The 21483-nt window shown below is 60.7% G+C and carries 21 protein-coding genes; 10 read left to right on the top strand and 11 right to left on the bottom strand.

All coding sequences use genetic code 11. The features are described 5' to 3' along the window. Positions 1 to 116: 116 nt before the first annotated feature. On the bottom strand, positions 117 to 446 hold the full coding sequence (locus tag ACM6HV_RS03555) for a DUF1820 family protein (protein ID WP_003185742.1): 330 nt from the start codon (positions 444 to 446) through the stop codon (positions 117 to 119). 133 nt (positions 447 to 579) lie between these two features. On the opposite strand from ACM6HV_RS03555, the gene miaB reads away from it, so the two are divergent. From miaB to lnt, 5 genes are all read left to right on the top strand, one after another. Beyond that, positions 580 to 1908 (top strand): tRNA (N6-isopentenyl adenosine(37)-C2)-methylthiotransferase MiaB, encoded by a 1329-nt coding sequence (miaB, locus tag ACM6HV_RS03550; RefSeq protein ID WP_007960557.1) that lies wholly within the window; start codon positions 580 to 582, stop codon positions 1906 to 1908. Positions 1909 to 2123: 215 nt separating this feature from the next. Then, entirely contained in the window at positions 2124 to 3122 is a 999-nt protein-coding gene (locus ACM6HV_RS03545) for a PhoH family protein (RefSeq protein ID WP_097089326.1), read from the top strand. After that, positions 3115 to 3609 (top strand): rRNA maturation RNase YbeY, encoded by a 495-nt coding sequence (ybeY, locus tag ACM6HV_RS03540; RefSeq protein ID WP_182402590.1) that lies wholly within the window; start codon positions 3115 to 3117, stop codon positions 3607 to 3609. The genes ACM6HV_RS03545 and ybeY overlap by 8 nt, the downstream gene beginning before the upstream one ends. Positions 3610 to 3614: 5 nt before the next feature. Further along, positions 3615 to 4454, top strand: coding sequence for an HlyC/CorC family transporter (locus tag ACM6HV_RS03535; RefSeq protein WP_003228526.1), 840 nt, complete (start codon positions 3615 to 3617; stop codon positions 4452 to 4454). A gap of 14 nt (positions 4455 to 4468) precedes the next feature. Further along, positions 4469 to 5992: an apolipoprotein N-acyltransferase gene (lnt, locus tag ACM6HV_RS03530; RefSeq protein WP_027612887.1), complete on the top strand. Its 1524-nt coding sequence runs from the start codon at positions 4469 to 4471 to the stop codon at positions 5990 to 5992. Positions 5993 to 6079: 87 nt separating this feature from the next. On the opposite strand, the gene ACM6HV_RS03525 is transcribed toward lnt, so the two are convergent. Both ACM6HV_RS03525 and ACM6HV_RS03520 read right to left on the bottom strand, forming a co-directional pair. Continuing rightward, entirely contained in the window at positions 6080 to 6841 is a 762-nt protein-coding gene (locus ACM6HV_RS03525) for a YdcF family protein (protein WP_414903524.1), read from the bottom strand. A 105-nt stretch (positions 6842 to 6946) separates the two neighbouring features. Beyond that, positions 6947 to 7270 (bottom strand): hypothetical protein, encoded by a 324-nt coding sequence (locus ACM6HV_RS03520; RefSeq protein ID WP_041065025.1) that lies wholly within the window; start codon positions 7268 to 7270, stop codon positions 6947 to 6949. A gap of 256 nt (positions 7271 to 7526) precedes the next feature. Between ACM6HV_RS03520 and leuS the strand changes: the two genes are divergently transcribed. The 5 genes from leuS (at position 7527) to ACM6HV_RS03495 (ending at position 13635) form a co-directional block, all read left to right on the top strand. Further along, on the top strand, positions 7527 to 10133 hold the full coding sequence (leuS, locus tag ACM6HV_RS03515) for a leucine--tRNA ligase (RefSeq protein WP_414903523.1): 2607 nt from the start codon (positions 7527 to 7529) through the stop codon (positions 10131 to 10133). Positions 10134 to 10221: 88 nt separating this feature from the next. Continuing rightward, positions 10222 to 10827, top strand: coding sequence for an LPS assembly lipoprotein LptE (gene lptE, locus ACM6HV_RS03510; protein WP_222018214.1), 606 nt, complete (start codon positions 10222 to 10224; stop codon positions 10825 to 10827). 39 nt (positions 10828 to 10866) lie between these two features. Beyond that, positions 10867 to 11904 carry a DNA polymerase III subunit delta gene (gene holA, locus ACM6HV_RS03505; RefSeq protein WP_222018212.1) on the top strand — a complete coding sequence of 346 codons (1038 nt, stop codon included), beginning with the start codon at positions 10867 to 10869 and terminating at the stop codon, positions 11902 to 11904. Between the two features lie 182 nt (positions 11905 to 12086). Beyond that, a complete protein-coding gene (gene arfA, locus ACM6HV_RS03500) occupies positions 12087 to 12251 on the top strand; it encodes an alternative ribosome rescue factor ArfA (protein ID WP_016986126.1) in 165 nt (54 codons plus the stop codon). 61 nt (positions 12252 to 12312) lie between these two features. Continuing rightward, positions 12313 to 13635 carry a lytic murein transglycosylase gene (locus ACM6HV_RS03495; protein ID WP_414903522.1) on the top strand — a complete coding sequence of 441 codons (1323 nt, stop codon included), beginning with the start codon at positions 12313 to 12315 and terminating at the stop codon, positions 13633 to 13635. A gap of 102 nt (positions 13636 to 13737) precedes the next feature. Here ACM6HV_RS03495 and ACM6HV_RS03490 read toward each other — a convergent pair whose 3' ends face one another. The 8 genes from ACM6HV_RS03490 to rodA all read right to left on the bottom strand — a co-directional run bounded on the left by ACM6HV_RS03490 (position 13738) and on the right by rodA (position 21455). After that, entirely contained in the window at positions 13738 to 14685 is a 948-nt protein-coding gene (locus tag ACM6HV_RS03490) for a S66 peptidase family protein (RefSeq protein WP_414903521.1), read from the bottom strand. 251 nt (positions 14686 to 14936) lie between these two features. Beyond that, positions 14937 to 15935 carry a lipoyl synthase gene (gene lipA, locus ACM6HV_RS03485; RefSeq protein WP_160768663.1) on the bottom strand — a complete coding sequence of 333 codons (999 nt, stop codon included), beginning with the start codon at positions 15933 to 15935 and terminating at the stop codon, positions 14937 to 14939. Between the two features lie 25 nt (positions 15936 to 15960). Next, the gene (gene lipB, locus ACM6HV_RS03480) at positions 15961 to 16608 is read right to left on the bottom strand and encodes a lipoyl(octanoyl) transferase LipB (protein WP_025108695.1); all 648 of its coding nucleotides are present in this window, start codon (positions 16606 to 16608) and stop codon (positions 15961 to 15963) included. Next, positions 16608 to 16883 carry a DUF493 domain-containing protein gene (locus ACM6HV_RS03475; protein WP_027612895.1) on the bottom strand — a complete coding sequence of 92 codons (276 nt, stop codon included), beginning with the start codon at positions 16881 to 16883 and terminating at the stop codon, positions 16608 to 16610. The genes lipB and ACM6HV_RS03475 overlap by 1 nt, the downstream gene beginning before the upstream one ends. A gap of 85 nt (positions 16884 to 16968) precedes the next feature. Next, on the bottom strand, positions 16969 to 18126 hold the full coding sequence (locus tag ACM6HV_RS03470; RefSeq protein ID WP_003228546.1) for a D-alanyl-D-alanine carboxypeptidase family protein: 1158 nt from the start codon (positions 18124 to 18126) through the stop codon (positions 16969 to 16971). A 187-nt stretch (positions 18127 to 18313) separates the two neighbouring features. After that, complete coding sequence (locus ACM6HV_RS03465) at positions 18314 to 19324, bottom strand: septal ring lytic transglycosylase RlpA family protein (protein WP_414903520.1); 1011 nt, start codon at positions 19322 to 19324, stop codon at positions 18314 to 18316. Then, on the bottom strand, positions 19324 to 20334 hold the full coding sequence (gene mltB / locus ACM6HV_RS03460) for a lytic murein transglycosylase B (protein ID WP_145598351.1): 1011 nt from the start codon (positions 20332 to 20334) through the stop codon (positions 19324 to 19326). Before mltB ends, ACM6HV_RS03465 begins: the two co-directional genes overlap by 1 nt. 17 nt (positions 20335 to 20351) lie before the next feature. Then, positions 20352 to 21455, bottom strand: coding sequence for a rod shape-determining protein RodA (rodA, locus tag ACM6HV_RS03455; RefSeq protein ID WP_047296919.1), 1104 nt, complete (start codon positions 21453 to 21455; stop codon positions 20352 to 20354). Positions 21456 to 21483 lie beyond the last annotated feature (28 nt).

The raw sequence follows: 21483 nt of genomic DNA, 5'->3' as shown, positions 1-21483 counted from the left end.
TAAACCCTGCAAGCACTTTTTCCTGATACACCACAGAGCCTGATATTGCGACTGCTGCGCAGCCGAGCGGGAGCAAGCTCCCTCGCCACAAACTCATTCTTATCCAGAATCTGCTGTTACTTCTCAGGCATCGGCATCGGAAACGGCATCACATTGCCGACCGCGCCGCGGGCTTCGCTGATTTTCGGGGTGCCCAGACGTTCCACCTCGTCGATGCGCACGATCGAATGCATCGGCACAAAGCTGCGCACCACGCCTTCGAACTGCGCCTTGAGCTTCTCTTCGCTCGGATCGACCACCACTTGCGTGCGCTCGCCAAAGACGAACTCTTCCACTTCCAGAAAACCCCACAGATCACTTTGATAGATCTGCTTGGCGTACATTTCGAACACCTGGCCCTGGTTGAGGAAAATCACCTTATAGATTGGAGCTTCGCGTTTGGTCATGGCGGGGGGATAACATCGGGGATAAAAATGAGGGCGCAAACTATAGCATAGCCACCGGACGCGCAGCGGTAGGAACCTGAGGGCTTGTTCCCTATAATGCCGGGTTCTTTGAATCACGTGACGACCCTACTCCATGGCCAAGAAGCTTTACATCGAAACCCACGGTTGCCAGATGAACGAGTACGACAGCTCGCGCATGGTCGATCTGCTGGGCGAACATCAGGCTCTGGAAGTCACCGCGCGCGCTGAAGATGCCGACGTGATTCTGCTCAACACCTGTTCGATCCGCGAGCGCGCTCAGGATCGGGTGTACTCGCAGCTCGGCCGCTGGCGCGAACTGAAACTGGCCAACCCGGACATGGTGATCGCCGTCGGCGGTTGTGTGGCCAGCCAGGAAGGCGCGGCGATCCGTGATCGCGCCCCGTACGTCGACGTGGTGTTCGGCCCGCAGACCTTGCACCGCCTGCCAGAAATGATCGACGCCGCGCGCAGCAGCAAGCTGCCGCAAGTCGACGTCTCGTTTCCGGAAATCGAGAAATTCGACCACTTGCCCGAGCCGCGCATCGATGGCCCGAGCGCCTACGTGTCGGTGATGGAAGGCTGCAGCAAGTACTGCACGTTCTGCGTGGTGCCTTACACCCGCGGCGAAGAAGTCAGCCGGCCGTTCGATGACGTGATCGCCGAGATCATCCACCTCGCCGAAAACGGCGTGCGTGAAGTGACCCTGTTAGGGCAGAACGTCAACGGCTATCGCGGCCTGACCCACGATGGGCGTCTGGCCGATCTGGCCGAGCTGATCCGCGTGGTCGCCGCCGTCGACGGTATCGACCGCATCCGCTATACCACTTCGCATCCGCTGGAGTTCTCCGACAGCCTGATCCAGGCACACGCCGAAGTGCCGGAACTGGTCAAACACCTGCACTTGCCGGTGCAGTCGGGCTCGGATCGAATTCTGGCCGCGATGAAGCGCAACCACACCGCACTGGAGTACAAGTCCAAGCTGCGCAAATTGCGCGCTGCCGTGCCGGGCATCTGCATCAGTTCGGATTTCATCGTTGGTTTCCCGGGCGAGACCGAGAAAGACTTCGAACAGACCATGAAGCTGATTGCCGATGTCGGCTTCGACTTCTCCTATTCGTTCGTCTACAGCCAGCGCCCGGGCACGCCGGCGGCCGATCTGGCCGATGACACCCCGGAAGAGCTGAAGAAAGAACGCCTGAACGCCTTGCAGCATCGCTTGAATCAGCAGGGGTTCGAGATCAGCCGACAAATGGTCGGTTCGATCCAGCGCATTCTGGTTACCGACTATTCGAAGAAAGACCCGGGCGAGCTGCAAGGGCGCACCGAGAATAATCGTATCGTCAACTTCCGCTGCGATAATCCGACCCTGATCGGCCAGTTCGCCGACGTGCACATCGACGCGGCGCAACCGCATTCGCTGCGCGGCTCGCTGATTCAATAACACCGCATATCCCTGTGGGAGCGAGCCTGCTCGCGAAAGCGGTCTGTCAGACACCTCAATGTTGAATGTGTCGCCGCCTTCGCGAGCAGGCTCGCTCCCACAGGTACAGCGCCAGGGGCATGAATCGGGCGAGTTCATATAAGAGCTTTCGCACCCACGCCACTGGCGTTATCCTTGATTTCATCTTAATTGCCCCAGGGCGGCTAAATACGACCTTGAACGCACCCATAGAACCACATCGTTTTATCCTCGAGCCCTTTGAGGCTCGCCGCTTCGCCAATCTGTGCGGGCAGTTCGACGAGCATCTGCGCTTGATCGAACAGCGCCTGGCCATCGAGATCCGCAACCGCGGAAACCAGTTCGAACTGATCGGCGACCCCAAGCACACCACGTCTGCGGAAAACCTGCTGCGCCGCCTGTACCGCGAAACCAAGGGTACCGAGCTGTCGCCGGACATGGTGCACCTGTTCCTCCAGGAATCGGCCGTCGTCGAGCTGGACAATCACGCTCCCGCTGAAGCCTCCGTCGCCCTGCGCACTAAAAAAGGCATGATTCGCCCCCGTGGCTTGAATCAGCTGCGCTACGTGAAGGAAATCCTCGGCAACGACATCAACTTCGGCATCGGCCCGGCCGGTACCGGCAAGACTTATCTGGCTGTGGCTTGCGCCGTTGATGCCCTGGAGCGCGAGCAGATCCGCCGCATCCTGCTGGTGCGTCCGGCGGTTGAAGCCGGTGAGAAGCTCGGTTTCCTGCCCGGTGACCTGGCGCAGAAGATCGACCCGTACCTGCGCCCGCTCTATGACGCGCTCTACGAGATGCTCGGCTTCGAATACGTGGCCAAGCTGATCGAACGTCAGGTGATCGAAGTCGCTCCACTGGCGTACATGCGCGGTCGTACGCTGAACAACAGCTTCATCATTCTCGACGAAAGCCAGAACACCACCGTCGAGCAGATGAAAATGTTCCTGACCCGGATCGGCTTTGGCTCCACCGCCGTCATCACTGGTGACATCACCCAGGTCGACCTGCCGCGCGGCACCAAGTCCGGCCTGCATCATGTGATCGAAGTACTCAAGGATGTTCCGGGCATCAGCTTCACCCACTTCCAGCCCAAAGACGTCGTGCGCCACCCGTTGGTGCAGCGGATCGTCGAGGCCTACGAGCGCTTCGAGACCCGTGCCGAAGCCGCCAGGGAAACCTCGCGCGATGCTTGAGCTGGATCTGCAAATCGCTACCGAAGCGAACGCCCCGAGTGAAACCGAGTTCCGCCAATGGTGCGAACTGGCCCTGCGCCAGCGCAGCGCCGACTCGGAAATGACCATTCGCCTGGTCGACGAGGAAGAAGGCCGCGAACTCAATCACACCTGGCGCCACAAGGATTACGCGACCAACGTCCTGTCGTTCCCGGCGGAAGTCCCGGACGAATTCCTCGACATCCCGCTGCTCGGCGATCTGGTGATCTGCGTGGCGGTGGTCGAACGCGAAGCTGCCGAACAAGGCAAGGAACTCAAGGCCCATTGGGCACATCTAGTCATTCACGGCTGCTTGCATCTGCTTGGTTACGACCATATAGATGACGACGAAGCCGAAGAAATGGAAGCACTGGAACGCGAGTTGCTTGCCGAACTGGGCTATCCCGATCCGTACGCGGACGACGAAACCGAAACATCCCCTATCGTTACAACAAAGGATTCAGAGTAATCGCTATGAGCGAAGATCGATCGAGCAACGGGCAGAAGTCATGGCTGGGTAAACTGACCCAGGCTTTTGCCCACGAGCCGAAGAACCGTCAGGAGCTGCTTGAGCTGCTGCGTGATGCACATCAGAACAAACTGCTGGACAGCGAAGCGCTGGCCATCGTCGAAGGCGCCATTCAGGTGGCTGACCTGCAAGTACGCGACATCATGGTCCCGCGCTCGCAGATGATCAGCATCAAGGCGACCCAGACCCCTCGTGAATTCCTTCCGGCCGTGCTCGACTCGGCGCACTCGCGCTACCCGGTCATTGGCGAAAGCCACGACGACGTGATGGGCGTGTTGCTGGCCAAGGACCTGCTGCCGCTGATCCTCAAGGAGAACGGCGACAGCTTCAACATCAAGGACCTGCTGCGCCCGGCCACCTTCGTGCCGGAGTCCAAGCGTCTGAACGTGTTGCTACGTGAATTCCGCGCCAATCACAACCACATGGCTATCGTCATTGACGAATACGGCGGCGTGGCCGGTCTGGTGACGATCGAAGACGTGCTGGAACAGATCGTCGGCGACATCGAAGACGAGCACGACGTCGAAGAAGACAGCTACATCAAGCCGCTGCCCAGCGGTGACTTCCTGATCAAGGCCCTGACGCCGATCGAGAACTTCAACGAGTTCTTCGACAGCGAATTCTCCGACGACGAGTTCGACACCGTCGGCGGTCTGGTGATGAGCGCGTTCGGGCACTTGCCAAAACGTAATGAAATCACTGAAATCGGCGCCTATCGTTTCCGCATTCTGAACGCCGACAGCCGTCGGATTCATTTGCTGCGACTGACGCCAATCGCTCGTTAAATCTAAGGACTGAAATGCGCTGGACAACCCGCCCCGGCTGGCCCGGTAACCTGCTGGCCGTGGCGGCCGGTGCAATCACTACCTTCGCCCTGGCCCCGTTCAACATCTGGCCGCTGGCTTTGCTCGCGGTCGGCCTGTTCTACGCCGGCCTGCGTGAGCTGAAACCGCGTCAGGCGCTGGGGCGTGGCTGGTGCTTCGGTTTCGGCCTGTTCGGTGCCGGCACCAGCTGGATCTACTACAGCATCCACCATTTCGGTGGCGCATCGGTGCTGCTGGCCGGGTTCCTGATGCTGCTGTTCACCGCAGCGATCGCGTTCTTCTTCGCCCTGCCCGCCTGGGTCTGGGCGCGCTGGTTGCGCCGCAATGAAGCACCGCTGGCCGATGCCTTGGCGTTTGCTGCGTTGTGGGTCGGCCAGGAAGCGTTTCGTGGCTGGTTCCTCACCGGTTTCCCGTGGCTCTACTCCGGCTACAGCCAGCTCGATGGCCCGTTGGCCGGGCTCGCGCCGGTCGGCGGCATGTGGCTGGTATCGTTCGTTCTGGCGCTGACTGCTGCGCTGATCTACAACGCGCCCCGTTTGTTGCAATCCGGTCGCAAGGGCTTTATCGCCGCAGGCCTGGTGTTGCTGGTCGGGCCATGGGTGGCGGGCATTGCGCTCAAGGGCCACGCCTGGACCAGTCCGTCGGGTCCGGCACTGAGCGTTGCCGCGATTCAGGGCAACGTCGAACAAAGCATGAAGTGGGATCCTGCGCAGCTCAACGCGCAACTGGCGCTGTACCGCGACCTGAGTTTCCGCTCCAAACCGGTGGACCTGCTGATCTGGCCGGAAACCGCGGTGCCGGTGCTCAAGGAGTCCGCCGAGGGCTACCTGAACATGATGGGTAACTTCGCCGCCGAGCGTAAATCGGCGTTGATCACCGGCGTACCGATCCGCGAGACGGTTCGTCACGAAAAACGCTTCTTCAACGGCATTACCGTGGTCGGCGAAGGCGATGGTACCTACCTCAAGCAGAAATTGGTGCCGTTCGGCGAATACGTGCCGTTGCAGGATCTGCTGCGCGGGTTGATCGCGTTCTTTGATTTGCCGATGTCCGACTTCGCTCGCGGTCCGGCGGATCAGCCGCTGCTGCAGGCCAAGGGTTATCAGATTGCGCCATTCATCTGCTACGAAGTGGTGTACCCGGAGTTCGCTGCCGGTCTGTCGGCACGCAGCGACTTGCTGCTGACGATCAGCAACGACACCTGGTTCGGCACCTCGATTGGCCCGTTGCAGCACCTGCAAATGGCGCAGATGCGCGCACTTGAAGCGGGCCGCTGGATGATCCGTGCTACGAACAATGGCGTGACCGGACTGATCAACCCGTTCGGGCAAATCACCGAGCAGATTCCGCAGTTCGAGCAGGGCATTCTGTATGGCGAAGTGGTGCCGATGCACAACCTGACGCCGTACCTGCAATGGCGCTCGTGGCCGCTGATCATCGTCTGTGTGCTGCTGTTTGGCTGGGCGCTGATGGCAAGCCGGATGTCGAAGACCCTTTAAAAGCAAAGATCGCAGCCTGCGGCAGCTCCTACAGGGAAAACACGAATCCCCATGTAGGAGCTGCCGCAGGCTGCGATCTTTTGATCTTCAGCGGTAAAAAAGCGAATACCCCACCTGCCCCACCGCCTCATTCAGCAATTGCCCGCTCTGCCAGATCGACTTGAATTCCGGCAGCCAGCCACCAAACGGTCGCGCATTATCGGTCCCGAGAAACCCTACGGGCGCCGGCACCACTTCAAATCCTGCCTGCTGAAAACACCACACGGCACGCGGCATATGCCAGGCCTGGGTGACCACGACCACGCGTTTTATGCCTTGGGGCAACAAGATGTCGGCGCTGAATTTGGCGTTTTCCCAGGTCGTGCGACTCTCGCCTTCCTGCCAGCGCGTGGTCACGCCGAAGTCATCGCGCAGCGAATCGGCCATCAGCTTCGCCTCGGTCGGCGGCGTGCCGTAATGCAGGCCACCGCTGGTCAGAATCGGCAGCCCGGAGGCCTTGGCCAGTCGCGCGGCATAGCGCTGACGCTCCAGCCCCACGCCAGTCGGCTGATCCTCACCCCAGGCCAGATCACCGCGCTCGCGCCCGGAGCCCAGCACCACAATGGCATCGGCCCGCTGCGCCAGGATTGACCAGGCATCACGGGGCAGCGGCGGCTCACCTTCCAGTGCCTTGGCGCCCCACTGCACGACCACCGGCAAGCTCATGAGCCAGAAACCACCCAGGCCAAGGGCAAAGCACAGGCCAGCCAGTCGCGGCCGGGAACGGCGCAGCCACCAGGCGATCAGCAACAGCAGCAAGAGAATGCCGGGCGGCAACAGAAGTTGTTTGATGAAGTAACGAAAAGGCATCGGGGCATCTCCAGAGATGCCCGAAGCCTAAGAGTGTTAATGATGCGTTACAACCGATAGGTAGGATCCTGTTGGAAAAGATCCGTTATTTGACCTGCCATGCGTTTACTTGGCCTGTACAGAACGAACCTTGACGGTGTCTCTGCCGGGCGCCTTGTCCTTGAGCCAGATGACCTTGGCTGAATGTGCTGCATCGAGCTGTTTCACTGCCTGCGACAGGTATCCATGCGCTTCACGCTCACTGCGATCCAGATAGGCCTTGACCAGTTTGAACTCGGCGGGGCTCAAGCCACGCAATTCCAGTTCCACGGGGCGCTCGTCGCGCAGCCGGCCAGCGGTTTTGGCAGCGTCGAGCGCCATGCCCAGACGATCCATCAACCGTTCGTACAACTCGGGTTTCGTCACGTTTTTTTGCCGTTGCTCCACCATCCCTCACCTCATTGAAGATAAGACTCACTCCCCAATAAGAGCTTAGCTTCGCTGCACAAACCGGCTGAACGCCGCGACCAACGGCCCTCGCCACGGTTTTCGGGGGCCAGACAGCTGTAATCAGGGTTTCCCTAGGCCAAGCGCGGTCATGTATGCTACGGCGCTTCCTGTCATTCCACTTCCAGCCTGTCCGGAGCATCCCCCGGAGGGCGCGTTGAAGAGGATTAGGCCACCCCTATCCAGTACAAAAGTAGCCATGCACGAACAATATCAGCCCCGTGAAATCGAAGCCGCCGCCCAGTCGTTCTGGGACGAGCAAAAGTCCTTTGAAGTCAGTGAACAGCCAGGCAAGGAAACCTACTACTGCCTGTCGATGTTCCCTTACCCCAGCGGCAAGCTACACATGGGGCACGTGCGCAACTACACCATCGGCGACGTGATCTCCCGCTACCAGCGCATGCAAGGCAAGAACGTTCTGCAACCGATGGGTTGGGACGCCTTCGGCATGCCGGCAGAAAACGCCGCGATGAAAAACAACGTGGCGCCCGCCAAGTGGACCTACGAAAACATCGCCTACATGAAATCCCAGCTGCGCAGCCTGGGCCTGGCGGTGGACTGGTCCCGTGAAGTGACCACCTGCAAGCCGGATTACTACCGCTGGGAACAATGGCTGTTCACTCGCCTGTTCGAAAAAGGCGTGATCTACCGCAAGAACGGCACCGTGAACTGGGACCCGGTCGACCAGACCGTGCTGGCCAACGAACAGGTGATCGACGGTCGCGGCTGGCGCTCCGGCGCGCTGATCGAAAAGCGCGAAATCCCGATGTACTACTTCAAGATCACCGCTTACGCGGATGAGCTGCTGGAGAGCCTCGACGAACTGACGGGCTGGCCGGAACAGGTCAAGACCATGCAGCGCAACTGGATCGGCAAATCCCGCGGCATGGAAGTGCAATTCCCGTACAACGTCGACTCGATCGGCGAAGCAGGCACGCTCAAGGTCTTTACCACCCGCCCGGACACCCTGATGGGCGCAACTTACGTTGCCGTGGCCGCCGAGCACCCGCTGGCCACCCAGGCTGCGCAGAACAACCCTGAATTGCAAGCGTTCATCGCCGAATGCAAGGGCGGCAGCGTCGCTGAAGCCGACGTCGCCACTCAAGAGAAGAAAGGCCTGCCGACCGGCCTGTTCGTCGAGCACCCGCTGACCGGTGAAAAACTCCCGGTATGGGTCGCCAACTACGTGCTGATGCATTACGGCGACGGTGCCGTGATGGCGGTGCCGGCGCACGACGAGCGCGATTTCGAATTCGCCCACAAGTACAACCTGCCGGTGAAATCGGTGGTGCGCACCAGCTCCGGCGACACCAACCCGGCTCCGTGGCAAGACGCCTACGGCGAGCACGGCACGCTGATCAACTCCGGCGAGTTCGACGGCTTGGACTTCACCGGCGCCTTCGACGCCATGGAAGTCGCCCTGATCAAGAAAAACCTCGGCGCCTCGCGCACCCAGTTCCGCCTGCGCGACTGGGGCATCAGCCGTCAGCGCTATTGGGGCTGCCCGATCCCGATCATCCACTGCGCCACCTGTGGCGACGTGCCAGTGCCGGAAGACCAGTTGCCGGTGATCCTGCCAGAAGACGTGGTGCCGGACGGCGCCGGTTCGCCACTGGCGCGCATGCCGGAATTCTACGAGTGCAGCTGCCCGAAATGCGGCCAGCCTGCCAAGCGTGAAACCGACACCATGGACACCTTCGTCGAGTCCTCGTGGTACTACGCCCGTTACGCCTCGCCGCACTTTGAAGGTGGCCTGGTGGAAAAATCCGCGGCCGACCACTGGTTGCCGGTGGATCAGTACATCGGCGGTATCGAACACGCCATTCTCCACCTGCTGTACGCACGCTTCTTCCACAAGCTGATGCGTGACGAAGGTCTGGTCAGCTCCAACGAGCCGTTCAAGAACCTGCTGACCCAGGGCATGGTAATCGCCGAGACTTACTATCGTCGCGAAGCCAACGGTGCCTACACCTGGTTCAACCCGGCGGACGTGGAACTGGAGCGTGACAGCAAGGCCAAGGTCATCAGCGCCAAACTGAAATCCGACGGCTTGCCGGTGGAAATCGGTGGCACCGAGAAAATGGCCAAGTCGAAGAACAACGGCGTCGACCCCCAGTCGATGATCGACCAGTTCGGCGCCGACACTTGCCGCCTGTTCATGATGTTCGCTTCGCCGCCTGACATGAGCGCCGAATGGTCGGACTCCGGCGTTGAAGGCTCGCACCGCTTCCTCAAGCGCGTCTGGCGTCTGGCGCAGACCCACGTCACCCAGGGCCTGCCGGGGAAACTGGATGTCGCCGCTCTCAACGACGAACAGAAAGCCGTGCGCCGCGCCATCCACCTGGCCATCAAGCAGGCCAGTCACGACGTCGGCCAAAACCACAAATTCAACACCGCCATCGCTCAGGTGATGACGCTGATGAACGTGCTGGAAAAAGCCGCGCAAGGCACCGAACAGGACCGCGCGCTGATTCACGAAGGCCTGGAAGCCGTGACGCTGCTGCTGGCTCCGATCACGCCGCACATCAGCCATGAGCTGTGGAAGCAACTGGGCCATGCTGACCCGGTGATCGATGCCGGCTGGCCTGCGGTCGATGAAAACGCACTGGTACAGGACAGCCTGCAACTGGTCATTCAAGTGAACGGCAAGCTGCGTGGCCAGATCGAAATGCCGGCCAGCGCCACCCGCGAAGAAGTTGAAGCGGCGGCCCGCGCCAACGAAAACGTGCTGCGTTTCGTCGACGGTCTGACCATTCGCAAAGTGATCGTTGTACCAGGGAAACTGGTCAACATCGTCGCCAGCTAAATTGGATTGGGCGTCAGGTTCGCCTGACGCACTGTAAAACCTTTCGGGCCGCAGGGTCGGCCCACATGGTTTCAAGGGGAGCAACACAATGATCAAACGCAATCTGCTGGTGATGGGCCTCGCCGTTCTGCTGAGCGCCTGCGGTTTCCAGCTGCGTGGTACCGGCACCAATGAACTGACGATCAAGGAGCTCGACCTGAGCGCCCGCAACGCCTATGGCGAGACCGTCACCCAACTGCGTCAGGTGCTCGAGTCCAGCGGCGTCAAGGTTTACAACGGTGCACCGTACAAGCTGTACCTGGCTGACGAGCAGGAAAGCCAGCGCATCCTCAGCTACGCCGGCGCCGGTCGTACGGGTGAGTACCAAGTGACCACCGTGCTGAACTACGACATCGTAGGCGAACACAATCTGAACCTGCTGAGCGACAAGCTTGAAGTGCAGAAAGTGTTCATCCACGACGGCAACAACCTCGTCGGCTCCGATCAGGAAGCCAACGACGCCCGTCGCGAAACCCGTCGCGAACTGGTTCAACGCATGATGCTGCGCCTGCAACAGCTGACGCCGGGCCAACTGCAGCAATTGCAGCAAGCGGCCAACGACCGTGCCCGGGCCGAAGCCGATGCGCTGAAGGCGGCACAGAAGGCTGAAGCGGAAACCCCGCGCCAGTCGCCGCTCGAATTGCCGCAGCAGTAAGACGTACGGGGCGCTCAGGCGCCCCGTACGCCCTCTCTTATGAAGCTCGCTCCCGCTCAACTCGGCAAACACCTGCAAGGCGCGCTCGCGCCCGTCTATATCATCAGCGGCGATGACCCGCTGTTGTGCCAGGAAGCCGCCGACGCCATTCGCAGTGCTGCCCGCCAGCAAGGTTTCGACGAACGCCAGGTGTTCGCCGCCGACGCCAATTTCGATTGGGGTACCTTGTTGCAGGCCGGCGCCAGCATGTCGCTGTTCGCCGAAAAACGCCTGCTGGAACTGCGCCTGCCTTCGGGCAAGCCCGGTGACAAGGGCGCTGCCGCGCTGATCGAATACTGCTCGCGCCCCGCTGAAGACACGGTGCTGCTGATCAGCTTGCCCAAGCTCGACGGCAGTGCGCAGAAAACCAAGTGGGGCAAGGCGCTGGTTGAAGGTCAGCAGACCCAGTTCATTCAGATCTGGCCGGTGGATGCCAATCAGCTGCCGAGCTGGATTCGTCAGCGTCTCTCCCAGGCCGGGTTATCGGCCAGTCAGGATGCGGTCGAACTGATTGCCGCACGCGTGGAGGGCAACCTGCTCGCCGCCGCGCAGGAAATCGAAAAGCTCAAGCTGATGGCCGAAGGTGGGCAGATCACCGTCGAAACCGTGCAGGCCGCGGTGGCCGACAGTGCGCGCTTCGACGTGTTCGGCCTGACCGATGCCGTACTCAACGGCGAACCGGCCCACGCCCTGCGCATGCTCGAAGGCCTGCGCGGCGAAGGCGTCGAGCCACCGGTGATCCTCTGGGCGCTGGCGCGAGAGTTGCGCCTGCTGGCCAATATCTCGCTGCAGTACAGCCAGGGCACACCGCTGGACAAGTGCTTCAGCCAGGCGAAACCGCCGGTCTGGGACAAACGCAAACCACTGATGAGCAAAGCCCTGCAACGCTACTCGGCGCCACGCTGGGCGCAATTGTTGCTCGAAGCGCAGCGCATCGATGCGCAAATCAAGGGTCAGGCCGCCGGTTCGCCATGGATGAGCCTGAGCCGATTGGTGTTGTTGATGTCGGGCCAACGCCTTTCACTGCCCGCCGAATAATCTGTCATACCGCATAACGCCCCTTCGCGAGCAGGCTCGCTCCCACATTGAAATGCAATCCAAATGTGGGAGCGAGCCTGCTCGCGAAAGCGTCAGAACATTCCTACCTATCAGGGACTGGACAGATGTCCAACATCGGCAGATTATTTCCCCCGCAAAACCACTCACTCGAGAGCATCATCATGAGCAAAAAGCCATCAAAACATGGCCCGAACAAGGCCAAATCCATCGTCGCCCAACCCCTGTTCCGCAGCCGCCAGGAACGACCGACCAAGGGCAAAGGCAGCTACCGCCGCGAAGCCTTCCAGTCTGACAGCTGGGAGGCTTCTTACTTTCTGGCTGCCTGAAGCGCAGTGCCCCCCGGTCATGTTAAGGTCTGTACCTGAATCGTATCCCCTGGAACCGTGCATGCCCTTTCGTCTTTCCCGTCGTTGGCCCGTTCGCCAACTGATCGCTGCCTCCAGCTTCATTCTGCTTGTCGCCTGTGCGGAAAAACCTACCGCCGCCGATGCGCAACCTCTCCAAGCCGCCCCTGTCGCAACAGCCCCGGCAATCATCCCGCCGGTAGTGCCGTCCGCTGACCCTCTTGATCTTCAGCCCACCCAGACCTTTGCCGAATGGCAGGCCAGTTTCCGCAAGGATGCCTTGGCGGCCGGGATCCGCGCCGAGCTGTTCGATCGCGCATTTGCCAATGTCAGCTTCGATGCCAGCGTGATCAAGGCCGACCGCAGTCAGCCGGAATTCTCACGTCCGGTGTGGGAATACCTTGACGGCGCCCTCTCGCCACTGCGAGTGCGCAAGGGCCAGGCGCTGATCAGTCAGTACGCCGACATTCTGCAAAGCATCGAACAGCGATATGGCGTCGATCGTCAGGCACTGGTGTCGGTGTGGGGCATGGAAAGCAATTTCGGCCAGTTCCAGGGCACCAAGTCAGTGATCAACTCGCTGGCGACCCTGGCCTACGAAGGTCGTCGTCCGGGCTTTGCTCATGCGCAACTGATTGCGGCGCTGCAGATCCTGCAACAGGGCGATATCACCCCAGAGAAGATGTTGGGCTCGTGGGCCGGTGCGATGGGCCAGACCCAGTTCATTCCGACCACCTACAACACCCACGCGGTGGATTTCGACGGTGACGGTCGCCGCGACATCTGGGGCAGCCCGGCCGATGCGCTGGCCTCTACCGCGCACTACCTGCAAAGCTCCGGCTGGCAGCGTGGCCAACCGTGGGGCTTCGAAGTGCAATTGCCGAACAGCTTCAACTACACCCTGGCCGATGGCGCGATTCGTAAAACTGTCGCCGAATGGCGTCAACTGGGCGTGAGTCTGCCCAATGGCAGTCAGGCGCCGGCCGGCTCGGAACAGTTGTCCGCCGCCCTGCTGCTACCCGCCGGTTATCGTGGCCCGGCGTTCCTGATCCTCGACAACTTCCGGGCGATCCTCAAGTACAACAACTCGTCATCCTATGCACTGGCGGTAAGCCTGTTGTCCGAGCGCTTCAATGGCGCTGGCCTGATCAACGGCACATGGCCGAAAGATGACCTGCCACTGAGCCGTACCGAGCGTATCGAATTGCAGACCCTGCTGAGCGCGCGTAATTACGATGCAGGCACGGCTGACGGGATTATCGGCGCCAATACGCGCAAGGCGATCCGCAGTGCCCAGCAGGCGTTTGGCTGGCCGGCGGATGGGTACCCGACGCATAAGTTGCTTGAGAGCCTGCGTACTCAATAAAGCAAAATCAAAAGATCGCAGCCTTCGGCAGCTCCTACAGGGTAAACACTAATCCAATGTAGGAGCTGCCGAAGGCTGCGATCTTTTTGCGTCACCCGAGCATTATCGGGTGACCACATCCTGCTCCAGCATCAATTCCTTCTTCCCTGCGTCCAAGCGAACCAGCGCCCCCATCGGCAGCGTCAGGTTCGGATCACAATGCCCGCTGCGCCACCCCGACAGCACCGGAATCCGCAACGGCTCGAACGTCTGCTTGAGCAGGCGGTTCAACGCATCGATATCGACCCCGGCCACATCACCGACCAGCACCCCGCGCAATCGGGCCAGTTTGCCGGCCAGATGCATCTGCGTGAGCAAACGGTCGATGCGATACAGCGGCTCGTTGACGTCCTCGATCAGCAGAATCACCCCTTCCACGTCGATTTCATAAGGCGTCCCCAGCGTCGAGGCAATCATCGCCAGATTGCCGCCGAGCAAGCGCCCGTGAGCGATGCCCGGTTCGACCGTGGTCAACGGATAAGCCACAGGATGGCTCAGCACACTGCCCGCCTTCAACTGACCGCGCAGCATGGCGAAGAATGAGGTGACGGTCGGTGGTTCCTTGTCGCCCAACAGATCGGCGTTGAGCAGCGGGCCGTGGAAGGTCACGAACCCGGCGTAGCGACTGATTGCCAGATGCAGCGCGGTGATGTCGCTGTAGCCGACAAACGGCTTGGCGTGACGACTCAGCAGGTCGTAATCGATCCGGTCCAGCAGGCGCGGCGTACCGTAGCCGCCACGCAGGCAGATGATCGCGTCGACTTCGGAATCGGCGAAAGCCGCGTGCAGGTCATGGAGGCGTACGTCATCGCTGCCGGCCAGATAGCCATCCTTTTCGTAGACACCGGGAAATACTCGCAACCGGTAACCCCGGGCGCGCATCCACTGCACGGCTTTTTCGGTGTCCAGCGCACAGGGCCCGGCGGGGGCGATCACGCCAATCAGCCCTTCGGATGGCAGTGCCGGTACAGGTTTGTGGGCAACGAGGGTGTGAGTCGGTCGAACGGTCATCCATGGGTCTCCCTGCGAAAAGTCATGGGCACACAGTAGTCAGGAACAGAGATAAACAAAAGAGGCACTGTGGCCCCGTGACTTGTGGCGAGGGAGCTTGCTCCCGCTGGAGTGCGCAGCAGTCCCAAAGATATTGGGGGTCGCTTCGCAACCCAGCGCGAGCAAGCTCCCTCGCCACAAGGTTCAGTGTTCAACAACCCAAACAAAAATACCCGCCGAAGCGGGTATTTTGTGAAGCCTTCAGCGCCGGATCAGGAACCGAGCAGCTCGGCCTTGACCAGTTTCGCCTGCTCGTCGGCGTGATACGACGAACGTACCAGCGGGCCGGAAGCAACGTTCTTGAAGCCCATTTTGTAGCCTTCTTCGGCGAACCAGGCGAAGGTGTCCGGGTGCACGAAACGCTGCACCGGCAAGTGGCTGCGCGACGGTTGCAGGTACTGCCCGAGGGTCAGCATGTCGATGTCGTGTTCGCGCATGCGCTTCATGACTTCGATGACTTCTTCGTCGGTCTCGCCCAGACCCAGCATCAGGCCGGATTTGGTCGGAATGTGCGGCATCATCTGCTTGAAACGCTGCAGCAGGGTCAACGACCACTGGTAGTCCGAACCCGGACGCGCAGCCTTGTACAGGCGCGGCACGGTTTCCAGGTTGTGGTTGAACACATCCGGCGGCTCGGCGGCAGTGATTTCCAGGGCGATGTCCATGCGGCCACGGTAGTCCGGGACCAGGGTTTCCAGCTGCACGTTCGGCGACAGCTTGCGGATTTCGCGGATGCAGTCGGCAAAGTGCTGGGCACCGCCGTCACGCAGGTCGTCGCGGTCAACCGAGGTGATCACCACGTACTTGAGTTTCAGGTCGGCGATGGCGATGGCCAGGCTTTCCGGCTCGTTGACGTCCAGTGGCTTCGGACGACCATGACCCACGTCGCAGAACGGGCAGCGACGGGTGCAGATGTCACCCATGATCATGAAGGTCGCAGTGCCGCCGGAGAAGCACTCGCCCAGGTTCGGGCAGGACGCTTCTTCACAGACGCTGTGCAATTTGTGTTTGCGCAGCAGGCTCTTGATCCGGTCGACTTCCGGCGAAACCGGGATGCGTACGCGAATCCAGTCGGGCTTCTTCGGCAGTTCGGTGGTCGGAATGATCTTTACCGGGATGCGTGCAACCTTCTCGGCGCCGCGCAGCTTGACGCCGGCTTCAACCTTGGGACGCGGGGCCGGGCGCTCGGTCACGTCGAGCGTCGGGATCATGGTTTGCACTGCATCAGTAGTCATATCAGTCGATTCCGCCCGTCAGGGTCGTCTGCTCAGCATAGTCGAGGTGTTTGACGAGCTGCGCGCGCAGCCGGGCACTTACCTCGGCAAATTCAATCGATCCTGCGTGATCGCTCAGCTGGGTCATCGCCAGCCCGGCATAGCCGCAGGGATTAATCCGTCGAAACGGTTCCAGGTTCATATCCACGTTCAAGGCCAGGCCATGAAAGGAGCAACCGTGGCGAATCCGCAAACCCAGAGAAGCGATTTTCGCTCCGTCGACGTAGACGCCGGGAGCATCTGGCTTGGCGGCGGCGGTGACGCCGTAGCTGGCCAGCAGTTCGATCAGGCACTGTTCCATGCGCGTGACCAGATCACGTACGCCGAAACCCAGCTTGCGCACATCCAGCAACAGGTAGGCGACCAACTGGCCCGGGCCATGATAAGTCACCTGCCCGCCGCGATCGACCTGTACTACCGGGATATCACCCGGCAGCAGCAGGTGTTCGGCCTTGCCGGCCTGGCCCTGGGTGAACACCGGGGGGTGCTCGACCAGCCAGATTTCGTCGGCGGCATTGCTGCCGCGTTCGTTGGTGAAGCGTTGCATGGCATGCCAGACCGGCTCGTAAGCCATCTGGCCAAGTTCGCGAAAGCCCAGCGTGCCTGGCATCACAACACCATGTGCACGAAACCGGAAGCCCGCAGCTCGCTGTTGATGTTGTACAGCTGATCCTGATCTGTCGCGACGATGTGCAACTGGATGGTGGTGTACTTGCCGTTGCTGCTTTGACGCTCGTCGATGCGCTCATCATTGATGGTCGCGTGTTTCTTGACGATGTCGATGATCTTGTCTTTGTTGCCGACGCCCGTATCGCTGATCACCTTAATCGGATAATCAGTTTGCGGAAATTCGATCTTTGGCGCCTTTACTTCGGTATCGGTCATGGCGTAACGGCCTCTAGAGCGCAAGCCGTGGTAACGCACATGGCCCCGCACCGGATCGGGGCGGGGCCATGCAGGTCAACACAAATCAGTTGAACAAGCCGTAGAAGAATAGACGGATGCTATCCCACATGCGGCGGAAGATACCACCCTCCTCGACAGCGTCCAGAGCGATCAGGTCGGCGCTGTGCACCACCTTGTCGTCCAGTTTCACTTCGACTTTACCGATCACGTCGCCCTTGGCGATTGGCGCGGTCAGTTGCGGGTTCATGGTCATGCTGGCAGCGAGTTTTTTCAGCTGGCCTTTTGGCAGGGTCATGGTCAGGTCTTCAGCCAGGCCGGCCTTGACCTGGCTGGTGGTGCCTTTCCACACCGGGGCCTGAGCCAGTTCGGTGCCCTTCTGATAGAAGGTCTGGGTTTCGAAGAAGCGGAAGCCGTAGGTCAGCAGCTTCTGGGTTTCAGCGGCGCGGGCCACTTCGCTGTTGGTACCGAACACCACAGCAATCAGACGCTGGCCGTCACGCACAGCCGAGGACACCATGCAGTAGCCGGCTTCGTCGGTGTGACCGGTTTTCAGACCGTCAACGGTCTTGTCGCGCCACAGCAGCAGGTTGCGGTTAGGCTGCTTGATGCCGTTCCAGAAGAACTCTTTCTGCGAGTAGATCGCGTAGTGAGCCGGGTCTTCGTGGATGATCGCGCGCGCCAGGATCGCCATGTCGTGAGCCGACGAGTAATGCTCAGGGTTCGGCAGGCCGGTCGGGTTCATGAAGTGCGAGTTGGTCATGCCCAGATCGGCGACCGTCTTGTTCATCAGGTCGGCGAACGCGTCTTCGCTGCCGGCGATGTGCTCGGACAGCGCAACGCTGGCGTCGTTGCCGGACTGGATGATGATGCCGTGCAGCAGGTCGCTGACGGTCACTTGCGAGCCGACTTTGATGAACATCCGCGAGCCGCCGGTACGCCAGGCGTTTTCGCTGACGGTCACCGGGTCGTTTTCACCGATCTGGCCACGACGGATTTCCAGCGTAGCGATGTACGCGGTCATCAGTTTGGTCAGGCTGGCTGGCGGCAGACGCTGGTCACCGTTGTTCTCCACCAGCACGTTGCCGCTGCTGGCGTCCATGAGCACGTAGGCTTTTGCAGCCAGTTGAGGTGGCGACGGCATCATCTCGGCCGCGAAAGCGGCTGGCGAGAGGAGCAGCGGGACTAGCAGACACAGGCGTTTGGCAAAGGTGGTGATGTTCATCCGTCTCTCGAAATCGCTAATGGAAACTTGCCCGAAGGCAAAACTATTCAGACAGCCTTCTAACGGGCCATCGCGTGTTCAGTTGCTCACTCCAGTCACCCTTGCCGGGCTTTTGTTCTTCGACGAGCCAACAACCTGGTTCACCCCCCAAAACCGCAAGTGAACCGTCAATCAAGTGCTACGTTTCTTACTCGGTGACCACGCTCGGCGAGCCGAGATTGGCCAGGCGCACGCTGTTCTGCACCTGCGCGATCTCACCCGGCGAACCGATCGGCCCCAGGCGTACCCGGTGCAGGGTCTGCTGATTGCGCACGATCGAGCTGATGAACACCGGAGCGCTCACCATCCCGCTGAGCTTCGACCTCAGGAGTTCTGCAGCGTCCGGGTTGGCGAACGCGCCCACCTGCAGATACTGGCCAGACGCTGGTGCAGAAGCGTTTTTTTTTGCGCTGATCTGTACAGGGACAGTGTCAGAGGCATGTTGCTGCGGCGGCGGGGTCCACTGCTCGATGGTACCGGCCGACGCCGTGATCACCGGGGCGCTATTCTGCGCGACTGGCGGCTCGTTGAGCATCAGCGGCGCCGGACGGCCCTTGGCGGCCCACCATTGTTGCGGATCGATACCCTCGACCTTGACCCGCGCGGTGCCGATTTCGGCATAACCGAGCTTCTTCGCGGCCGCGTAGGACAAGTCGATGATCCGGTCCGAATAGAACGGCCCGCGATCGTTGACCCGCAGGATCACGCTCCGGTTGTTGTCCAGGTTGGTCACCCGAACGTAACTGGGCAGTGGCAGAGTCTTGTGGGCGGCACTCATGCCGTACAGGTCATACACTTCGCCGTTGGCGGTGTTCTGCCCGTGGAACTTGGTGCCGTACCAGGAAGCGGTGCCCGAGGCGACGTAGGTCTTGGATTCCTGCAACGGGAAATAGGTCTTGCCCAGCACGGTGTACGGGTTGGCCTTGTACGGACCGGTGTGCAGGGTCGGCGTGGCGTCGGGGATGCGCGAAACATCGACATCCCACCACGGCGCGCCGTCTTTGTGCGCGCGGTTGATGTCCAGCCCCGGCTGTGCACGCACGGCGGTGGACGAGGTCTTCTGGGTTGGCGCGCGGCTGGTCGAACAGCTGGCGACCAGCACCGCCAATGCGGCGAATGCCACCAGCTTCAGGGGTTTATTGATAGGCAATGCCCGCATTACTTGACGCCCCGTGCTTTTACCAGCTCTTCAGACAGTTGATGTACGGCCATGGCGTACATCACGCTGCGGTTATAACGCGTGATCGCGTAGAAATTCTTCAGGCCCATCCAGTATTCAGGGCCGTTGTCGCCTTCGAGGCGAAAAGCAGTAACCGGCATATCATCGCGCAGCGCATCATGACTTGACCAGCCCAGCGCCCGCAACTCTCCGACCGTTTTCGTCGGTTCGATGCCGGTGGTCAGACCTTCGTCGACCTGCTCGCCGCGCACGTCAGCGCGGCTCACCACCGGTTCCCCGGCGACCCAGCCGTGACGCTTGAAATAGCTGGCCACGCTGCCGATCGCATCGTCCGGATTGGTCCAGATATTGATGTGACCGTCACCGTCAAAATCCACCGCGTAGGCGCGAAAGCTGCTCGGCATGAATTGCGGCAAGCCCATCGCCCCGGCGTACGAGCCCTTGAGGGTCAATGGATCGACCTGCTCTTCACGGGCCAGCAGCAGGAACTCACGCAATTCCTTGCGGAAAAATTCGGCACGGGGAGGATAGTCGAAACCGAGCGTGGACAACGCATCAATCACCCGGTAATTGCCGGTATTACGTCCGAAAAAGGTCTCGACGCCGATGATCGACACGATGACTTGTGCCGGTACGCCGTATTCCTGTTCGGCGCGGGCCAGTACGGCCTCGTGCTGGCGCCAGAAGTCCACACCACGGGCGATGCGCGCGTCGGTGATGAACATCGGGCGATATTCTTTCCACTGTTTGACCCGCTCGGCGGGTTTGGAGATGGCGTCGAGAATCGCCTGCTTGCGCTGAGCCTCGCGAAACACCGCCATCAGTTGCTCACCGGCAAAACCGTAGTCGCGGGTCATTTCGCCGACGAATTCGGCCACCTGTGGCGAGCCTTCGTAATCGCCGGCCAGCGCTTGCTGCACGCTGCCAAGGATGCCGACCAGGCCGACCCACGGCGCGTAACGAGTCGCCCAGCTGCGCATGACTTGCATTGAACTCTTCACCTTATTCAAACCTGTGCGATCCACTTGCGATGCGTATGAATCGACATCAAAACCCCAAACGCTGACAGCAGTGTCACCAGCGAAGTTCCTCCGTAGCTAATGAAGGGCAACGGCACCCCCACCACCGGCAACAGGCCACTGACCATACCGATGTTGACGAAAACGTAAACAAAAAACGTCATGGTCAGCGCGCCGGCGAGCAATTTGCCGAACAGCGTCTGCGCCTGGGCGGTGATCACCAGACCGCGACCGATCAGCAACAGATAGATCAGCAGCAGCGCGCAGATGCCCACAAGACCAAACTCTTCGCCGAGTACCGCGATGATGAAGTCGGTGTGGCTCTCCGGCAGAAAGTCGAGGTGCGACTGGGTGCCCAGCAGCCAGCCCTTGCCGAACACGCCGCCGGAACCGATCGCGGCTTTCGACTGGATGATGTTCCAGCCAGTGCCCAGCGGATCGCTTTCCGGGTCGAGGAACGTGAGGATCCGCTGCTTCTGGTAGTCGTGCATGATGAAGAACCACATGGCGATCGCCACCGGCACGGCCGCAGCCAGCACGCTGAGGATCCAGCGCCAGCGCAGCCCGCCCATGAACAGCACGAACGCGCCGCCGGCCAGAATCAGCAGCGACGTCCCGAGGTCAGGCTGGCGCACGATCAGAATGAACGGCACACCGATCAGCATCAGACTGATACCAACGTGCTTGAGCTGCGGCGGCAGCGTGCGCTTGGACAGATACCAGGCAATCGTCGCCGGCATCAGGATCTTCATGAACTCCGAAGGCTGAAAGCGGATCACCCCGGGGATGTTGATCCAGCGCGTCGCGCCCATGGCGTTGTGGCCCATGATGTCCACCACCATCAGCAGCACCACGCCGACCACATAACCGAGCGGCACCCAACGCGCCATGAACCGCGGTTCGAACTGGGCGATGACGATCATCGACACCAGGCCGATGCCAAACGAAGTGGCTTGTTTGCCCAGCAGATCCCAGCTCTTGCCGCTCGCCGAATACAGCACGAAAAGACTGCCCGCGGCGAGAATCAGCAGCAGGATCAACAGCGGGCCATCGATATGCAGACGTTGCAGCAGCGTCGCACGACGACGCATCACATCCTCACTGGAGAGCATGCGATCA

The organism is Pseudomonas sp. IT-P260 (assembly GCF_949768395.1).
Lineage (GTDB): Bacteria > Pseudomonadota > Gammaproteobacteria > Pseudomonadales > Pseudomonadaceae > Aquipseudomonas > Aquipseudomonas parakoreensis.
Note: the sequence above shows the minus strand (reverse complement) of the source record. Positions and strands in the feature narration are given on the sequence as shown.

Bases quoted from the DNA above. Each gene is read 5' to 3' on its own strand.
- ACM6HV_RS03555 (WP_003185742.1), bottom strand. From the start codon at position 446: ATGACCAAACGCGAAGCTCCAATCTATAAGGTGATTTTCCTCAACCAG.
- miaB (WP_007960557.1), top strand. From the start codon at position 580: ATGGCCAAGAAGCTTTACATCGAAACCCACGGTTGCCAGATGAACGAG.
- ybeY (WP_182402590.1), top strand. From the start codon at position 3,115: ATGCTTGAGCTGGATCTGCAAATCGCTACCGAAGCGAACGCCCCGAGT.
- ACM6HV_RS03535 (WP_003228526.1), top strand. From the start codon at position 3,615: ATGAGCGAAGATCGATCGAGCAACGGGCAGAAGTCATGGCTGGGTAAA.
- lnt (WP_027612887.1), top strand. From the start codon at position 4,469: ATGCGCTGGACAACCCGCCCCGGCTGGCCCGGTAACCTGCTGGCCGTG.
- ACM6HV_RS03525 (WP_414903524.1), bottom strand. From the start codon at position 6,841: ATGCCTTTTCGTTACTTCATCAAACAACTTCTGTTGCCGCCCGGCATT.
- ACM6HV_RS03520 (WP_041065025.1), bottom strand. From the start codon at position 7,270: ATGGTGGAGCAACGGCAAAAAAACGTGACGAAACCCGAGTTGTACGAA.
- leuS (WP_414903523.1), top strand. From the start codon at position 7,527: ATGCACGAACAATATCAGCCCCGTGAAATCGAAGCCGCCGCCCAGTCG.
- lptE (WP_222018214.1), top strand. From the start codon at position 10,222: ATGATCAAACGCAATCTGCTGGTGATGGGCCTCGCCGTTCTGCTGAGC.
- holA (WP_222018212.1), top strand. From the start codon at position 10,867: ATGAAGCTCGCTCCCGCTCAACTCGGCAAACACCTGCAAGGCGCGCTC.
- arfA (WP_016986126.1), top strand. From the start codon at position 12,087: ATGAGCAAAAAGCCATCAAAACATGGCCCGAACAAGGCCAAATCCATC.
- ACM6HV_RS03495 (WP_414903522.1), top strand. From the start codon at position 12,313: ATGCCCTTTCGTCTTTCCCGTCGTTGGCCCGTTCGCCAACTGATCGCT.
- ACM6HV_RS03490 (WP_414903521.1), bottom strand. From the start codon at position 14,685: ATGACCGTTCGACCGACTCACACCCTCGTTGCCCACAAACCTGTACCG.
- lipA (WP_160768663.1), bottom strand. From the start codon at position 15,935: ATGATCCCGACGCTCGACGTGACCGAGCGCCCGGCCCCGCGTCCCAAG.
- lipB (WP_025108695.1), bottom strand. From the start codon at position 16,608: ATGCCAGGCACGCTGGGCTTTCGCGAACTTGGCCAGATGGCTTACGAG.
- ACM6HV_RS03475 (WP_027612895.1), bottom strand. From the start codon at position 16,883: ATGACCGATACCGAAGTAAAGGCGCCAAAGATCGAATTTCCGCAAACT.
- ACM6HV_RS03470 (WP_003228546.1), bottom strand. From the start codon at position 18,126: ATGAACATCACCACCTTTGCCAAACGCCTGTGTCTGCTAGTCCCGCTG.
- ACM6HV_RS03465 (WP_414903520.1), bottom strand. From the start codon at position 19,324: ATGCGGGCATTGCCTATCAATAAACCCCTGAAGCTGGTGGCATTCGCC.
- mltB (WP_145598351.1), bottom strand. From the start codon at position 20,334: ATGCAAGTCATGCGCAGCTGGGCGACTCGTTACGCGCCGTGGGTCGGC.
- rodA (WP_047296919.1), bottom strand. From the start codon at position 21,455: ATGCGTCGTCGTGCGACGCTGCTGCAACGTCTGCATATCGATGGCCCG.